Source organism: Chimaeribacter californicus, assembly GCF_002858675.1.
GTDB classification, from domain to species: Bacteria; Pseudomonadota; Gammaproteobacteria; order Enterobacterales; family Enterobacteriaceae; genus Chimaeribacter; species Chimaeribacter californicus.
The window spans coordinates 1-754 of the sequence record NZ_PJZF01000094.1; the positions used below are offsets into that span (position 1 = coordinate 1).

Below are 754 nucleotides of genomic sequence, written 5' to 3' on the forward strand. Positions count from 1 at the left end.
ATGGCTACAGTGGTTTTCACACATGATTTTTACCATAGTTGAATATGAGACAGGGCGCGTTGCGCCCTGGAGGGGCGAAAGCCCCATGTGGAAAAATTAAAACATACTCATTCATGCAAAACACCGTAAGGGCGCTGGTTTAGCGGAAATTTTACAGTGTCTGTTGCCAGTCTATGCCGCTGATAGCAGCTGCCCTGGCTCAAGTAACCAGTAGCCAAGTACCAGCGCTACTGCTGCCTCCCAGCCCCATACCACCTCGGCCACGTAGCCTTGCGCCCGTAACCTTTCCTGCCACTCCAGCTGGTCGCTGGAAGCCGTGTTATTGCCATACTTCAGCTCAAACCGCAGGCCGTGATATGCCCCGCGCGCCGCATCGAGCGTGACATCGGGATAGCCCCTTTTAAGCCCTTCCGCATTAAGGGCATTTGCTGTTTTCGTCGCGCGCTGGCCGCCATTCGGCGTCGCGTGCAGCAGCTCGTAAATATCCCGGTGATTGCGGTGCATGTAATCGAAAAAGCGCACCTGATCGTAGTGCTCATACTTGCCCTTAATCAGCTCTGGCTTCTTCTCCAGCTGTAACAGCGCCTTTGCATGTACTGAGGGCGTAAAAACCGCCTCCAACGCGCTGATACGGGATACCGGGCTTTTGAGCTGCGCAGTCAGATCAGGCAGCGGGCTTTTTTCCTTCAGCTTTTTGCTTTTAATCCGGCCGGATGTATCCCGGCCATTGGCTTTGAGCCATTCATCACTTAGG

Annotated in this window: 1 protein-coding gene; it reads right to left on the reverse strand. The window is 54.0% G+C overall.

Translation table 11 applies throughout. From position 1 onward, the window contains the following. Nucleotides 1-171: 171 nt before the first annotated feature. On the reverse strand, nucleotides 172-754 hold a 583-nt coding region (locus CYR55_RS23045), incomplete at its 5' end, for a PDDEXK family nuclease (protein WP_101818606.1).